We start from the raw sequence: 5160 nt of genomic DNA on the forward strand, positions 1-5160 counted from the left end.
GGGTCAGCGGGTGCTCCGTCGCACGCGGCACCGTCTGCGGTGGCGGCAGCAGCTCGAAAAGCGGGCTCGGCCCGGTGTCGTCATCGTCCACGGCGGTGACGACGAGCAACTGGCGGGCGCGTGAGCACGCCCGCGCGAACAGCCGCAGTTCGTCACCCAGCACTTCGCGGCGGCGGTCCAGGGTACCCGGCGCGACGTCGGCGCCCGCCACCGCGTCGGCGAGCCGCCAGGTCTGCAGCAGGCTGCCGCGCGACCGCAGATTCGGCCAGACGCCGTCCTGCACCCCGGCGACGACGACCGTGTCGAACTCAGCACCCAGTGCACCTGCGGGTGTGAGGATGCGGACGACGTCCGCCTCGTCGCTTCCGTCGAGCCGGTCCTCGGCCACATCGGAGTCGAGCACGCCGCGCAGGAACGCCAGCGGCGTCGTACCGTCTTCCCGCTCACCATGGCGCTTGGCCGCCTGGAACAGCGCGACGATCCCGTCGAGTTCACGCCCCGCCTGCGCCGCGATCGGGCCGGTGCCCGACGCTGCGGCAGCCCAACCCCGCTCGGCGCCCAACCCCTCCCATGCCGTCCATAGCAGTTCGTGCGCAGTGGGTCCGGCGCCGGGGTCGGCGAGTGACGATTCCCACGCGTCGCGCAGGCGCTGCAGCGTCCGGGCGATGCGCTCCGCCCGGCGACTCTCGCGCGTGTCGAGCAAGCCGAACTCGAGCGGGTGACGCAGTGCCGATGCCAGCAGTTGCGCGCCGCTCGCCGCGGGAGAGGATGCCGCGGCGACCGGTACGGTGCCCGCGCCGGTCGCGTCAGATCCGCGCTCTTCGTCATCCGGCTCCCGAGCAGCCGACTCCTGCTGCAGCGCGGCGTGACGCAGCCCCGCCCGCAGACGGCGGATGTCTACCGGATCCATGCCCCCACCGCCCAGCGCGGCGAGCACATCGTCGTGCGTCCATTCGTCGGCAGGCTTCGCGGCCAGCAGCACGAGGCGCAGGACGTCTCCGACGGCACGCATCTCCGCGAGCGGTCGCAACTGCCCGGTCGCGCGCGTGGGCACTTCGCGGGCTGCGAGCTCCGCCTCGAGAGCCGCGACCTGGCGGGTGTCGTGCGCGATGACGGCGCAGCGGCTCCACGGGACGCCGTCGTGCACGTGCCGTTCCCGCAGCAGTCGTGCGATGAGGTCCTGCTCTTCGCCGACCGAGCGCGCCGTCAGCGTCCGCACGCTGTCGTCAGGCTGGTCCGTATCGACCCCGTCCACGGCTTCGGCACGGCTGCGGTGCGCGACGACGCCCACGGCGCCGATGCGCGCCGTGAGCTCCGCGATGAGCCGCCGCTGCCCCGGCGTGCCGCGGTGGATCTGCGGCAGCACGAACAGGGGAGAAGAAGTCGTGAGCCGCGCGAAGTTCTCCGGGCTCGCGCCCCGGAACGCGCCCGAGCCGACATCGGGATCGCCGAACGTGAGCACCGCCACTCCGCGCGCCCGACACGCCTCGAGCAGCTCGACGCCGCCCAGGGTGAGCTCCTGCGCGTCGTCGACGACGATGGCCGCGAGCCGCTCGACAGTCGCCATCGCGGGCGATCCGGCATCCGCCGTCCGCACGAGACCGAGCGCTTCGCGGACCATTCCCGCGGCGTCGCGGTGGGCGCCGCGCAGGTACGCACGCACCGAGAGGTACTCACGCGAGAAGGATGCCGCGGCATCCCATTCCGCCACCCCGTGACGCCGGGCGAGCGACGCGAGGTGGTCGGGCTCGATGCCCAGCTGCGCGCACTCGGCGAGAAAGGTGCGCAGCTCGGTGCGGAAGCCCCGTGTCGCACGGACCGGCGCAGGAAGCGTCGCCGGCCATCGGCGGATGCCGTCTGCCTCGTCCTCGGCGTCGCCGTCGAGCAGGTCGGCGATCAGCTGGTCCTCGTCTGCGCCGGTCAGCAGTTGGGGAGGCTCGGCGCCGGTGTGCACGGCGTGCGCCCGCACGATCTGATACGCGAACGCGGCGACCGACCGGGCGAGGGCTCCCGGGGTGGCGACGGCGACGGCGAGCGCCAGCCGATCGCGCAGCACGGTCGCGGCCTGCCGGGTCGGCGTCAGCACGAGCACCTGCTCCGGACGGAGCGCCTGCACCCCGCCGCCCGGGTCGGAACCGCAGCGCAGCAGGGCGGCGACGCGCGCGACCGCAGCCGTCGTCTTGCCCGACCCCGGTGCCCCCGCGACCACCCCTGACACGTCCGCGGGGAGCGCGACGACGGCGCGCTGGTGCCGGTCGAGAACCGGCTCCGCAGTGTGCTGCGCAGGTTCGGCATCCATGTCCTTCACGGTAGCCGCCCCCTCCGACGCCGTTCGCGCACAGCGAGCGGCGACTCCGCCGCGGAGCCGCCGGCGAGGTACGCGGGTGTCGTAGAGTCGAGGGGCGACCGACACCTCGGACGCACGATTCCCAGCACAGTGAAGGCAGTCATCCGTGGAGATCCGCATCGGCATCGCGAACACCCCGCGAGAGCTCAACTTCGAGTCCGCCCTGCCGGCGGCAGAAGTCACCAAGACGATCGAGAAGGCGCTCGATTCCGACGTCTCGTTCGTCACGTTCGCCGACGTCAAGGGCAACACCTACATCGTGCCGACGGAGGGCATCACCTTCATCGAGGTCGGGACCGAGGAGTCCCGCCGCGTCGGATTCGTCGCCTGACGCGGCGCTGCTCCGTCGACGTGGAAATCCTCCTCGCCTTCCTCTTCGGCACGGCCTACGGTGCCGTGCTGCACTACCTCATGCCGGGACGCACGTCGCGCGGCGGCGTGCTGGCGCCGATCCTCGGCACCGTCACCGGTGGTGCGGCCTGGCTCGCCCTGACCTGGGCGGGCCTTGACACGACGAGCCCGTGGCTGTGGCTCGTGTCGATCGCCGTCCCCGTCGCCGTCGTGCCCGTCACCCTGACGATCCTCACGCGCACCCGCGCGGCGCATGACACGCGCGAGAGGGTCCGCATGCGGATCGCCTGACGGCCCGCCCCGCAGGAAAGCTCAGGCGTCGAGTCCCATCGCGGCCATGCGGCGCGAATGCGCGCCGAGCAGGTCGGTGAACACCGGCTCGACCCTGCTCTCCTCGGCAGCGTCGAGCACGTGCGGTCGCAGCGCGCTGCGCGCGACGAGGAGCGTGTCGCCCACGAGCCGTCGCCCCCACAGCGCGAGCAGCGACTTCCACTCGTCGTCCACGACGATCTCCCGCGCGAGGATCTGCACGAGGGCCTGACGGTCGTCGTCGGCGGCGAGGATCTGCGCGACGCGGTCGCCCGTCGCGCCGTAGCTCGCCGACAGCGCGACATAGAAATCGTCGAGCATGCCCGCCGTGATGTGCACCGACAGCATGGTCTCCAGGGGCCTTGCGCCGTGCGTGGCGCGGCGGAAGGCATCGAGCGGCTCGCGGAACGGCAGCATGAGGTCGAGGGGGTCATCGCCGCGCTCGCGGATGAGCGCGACGAGCTCGCGGTGCTTGAGGAGAGCGGCGCCCGCTGCGAGCGACAACGATTCCTTGCGGGTGAGGTCCGGAGTCGGAGCGATGAGCGCGCTCAGCGTCTCGAAGTAACCGAGCTGGAGGTAGGCCGCCTGCCCCAGGTAGGTGTCGATGTCCGAGGCGAGCTCAGCGAAGTCCACGCGATTGACGTCGCCGAAGTCGCCGCGCGATCTCACCTTCAGCGCGAGCGCGGGGGGGCGCTTGCGCTGCCAGGGCCAGGTCACCACACCGACAGCCTACGGCGGAGCGCCGGATGACCGCTCGACAGCGGCGCTCGCGGGCACCTCCGGTAGGCTGGGTTAGTCCCGGCGATGGATCGGGACCACCGCGCCTGTGGCTGAGTGAAGGGCGTGGACTTCCTCACCAGGCGGACTCTCACCGCCAGACAGGCACGTATCGTGACGACATTCTCCGAGCTCGGCGTCGACGCCGACATCGTCGAGGCCCTCGCGGCGAAGGGCATCGTGGATGCCTTTCCGATCCAGGAGCAGACGATTCCTCTCGGCATTCCCGGGCAGGACATCATCGGCCAGGCCAAGACCGGCACCGGCAAGACCTTCGGCTTCGGCATCCCCGTCGTCCAACGTCTCGGCCCCGACCCGGCGCCGGGTGTCAAGGCCCTGATCGTCGTCCCGACGCGTGAGCTCGCCGTCCAGGTCTACGAGGACATGGACATGCTGACGCAGAACCGCTCCACGAGCGTGGTCGCGATCTACGGCGGTAAAGCCTACGAGGGCCAGATCGACCAGCTCAAGGCGGGCGCTCAGATCGTCGTCGGAACCCCCGGCCGTCTCATCGACCTGGCGGGCCAGCGCCTGCTGGACCTGTCGCATGCGACCGAAGTCGTGCTCGACGAGGCAGACAAGATGCTCGACCTCGGCTTCCTCGCCGATATCGAGAAGATCTTCCAGAAGGTGCCTGCCGTCCGCCACACGCAGCTGTTCTCGGCCACCATGCCAGGCCCGATCGTCGCGCTCGCGCGCCGGTTCATGTCGAACCCCATCCACATCCGCGCGACCGACCCCGACGAGGGGCTGACGCAGGCCAACATCCGCCACCTCGTCTACCGCGCACACGCACTCGACAAGGACGAGATCATCGCCCGAATCCTGCAGGCCGAGGGGCGCGGCCGAACCGTCGTCTTCACCCGCACCAAGCGCGCCGCACAGAAGCTCGTCGACGAGTTGAACGACCGCGGTTTCAACGCGGGAGCGGTGCACGGCGACATGAGCCAGGAGTCGCGCGAGCGGTCGATGGCCGCGTTCAAGGCGGGCAAGAAGGATGTGCTGATCGCGACGGATGTCGCCGCGCGCGGCATCGACGTCGATGACGTCACCCACGTCATCAACCACACGATCCCCGACGACGAGAAGACCTACCTGCACCGCGCCGGCCGTACCGGCCGCGCCGGCAAGACCGGCATCGCTGTGACGTTCGTGGACTGGGACGACCTGCACAAGTGGGCGCTCATCAACCGGGCGCTCGACTTCGGGCAGCCCGAGCCCGTCGAGACCTACTCGTCCAGCCCGCACCTCTACACCGACCTCGACATCCCCGCCGGCACCAAGGGCCGCATCGCGAAGGGGCCCAAGACCGAAACCGTGCGGACGCAGCGTCCCGGGCGGGCGGCGGACGCCGCGGCGGATGCCGACGGCGATTC

5 protein-coding genes are annotated in these 5160 nt (G+C 71.2%); 3 read left to right on the forward strand and 2 right to left on the reverse strand.

Going from position 1 to position 5160, the window contains the following annotated elements; translation table 11 throughout:
- Nucleotides 1-2299: UvrD-helicase domain-containing protein (locus WBP48_RS06020; RefSeq protein ID WP_424437568.1), on the reverse strand; the 2299-nt coding region annotated here is incomplete at its 3' end.
- A 154-nt stretch (nt 2300-2453) separates the two neighbouring features.
- Here WBP48_RS06020 and WBP48_RS06025 point away from each other — a divergent pair.
- Both WBP48_RS06025 and WBP48_RS06030 read left to right on the forward strand, forming a co-directional pair.
- Nucleotides 2454-2678, forward strand: coding sequence for a DUF3107 domain-containing protein (locus tag WBP48_RS06025; protein ID WP_424437571.1), 225 nt, complete (start codon nt 2454-2456; stop codon nt 2676-2678).
- A 20-nt stretch (nt 2679-2698) separates the two neighbouring features.
- The gene (locus WBP48_RS06030; RefSeq protein WP_424437574.1) at nt 2699-2989 is read left to right on the forward strand and encodes a hypothetical protein; all 291 of its coding nucleotides are present in this window, start codon (nt 2699-2701) and stop codon (nt 2987-2989) included.
- A gap of 21 nt (nt 2990-3010) precedes the next feature.
- Here WBP48_RS06030 and WBP48_RS06035 read toward each other — a convergent pair whose 3' ends face one another.
- A complete protein-coding gene (locus WBP48_RS06035) occupies nt 3011-3727 on the reverse strand; it encodes a ferritin-like fold-containing protein (protein ID WP_424437577.1) in 717 nt (238 codons plus the stop codon).
- Between the two features lie 171 nt (nt 3728-3898).
- Between WBP48_RS06035 and WBP48_RS06040 the strand changes: the two genes are divergently transcribed.
- Nucleotides 3899-5160, forward strand: a 1262-nt coding sequence (locus WBP48_RS06040) for a DEAD/DEAH box helicase (protein ID WP_424437580.1), incomplete at its 3' end; no start/stop codon positions are given.

Origin of the sequence: Microbacterium sp., from assembly GCF_049661145.1 — a bacterium.
In the GTDB taxonomy this organism is placed as follows: Bacteria; Actinomycetota; Actinomycetes; order Actinomycetales; family Microbacteriaceae; genus Microbacterium.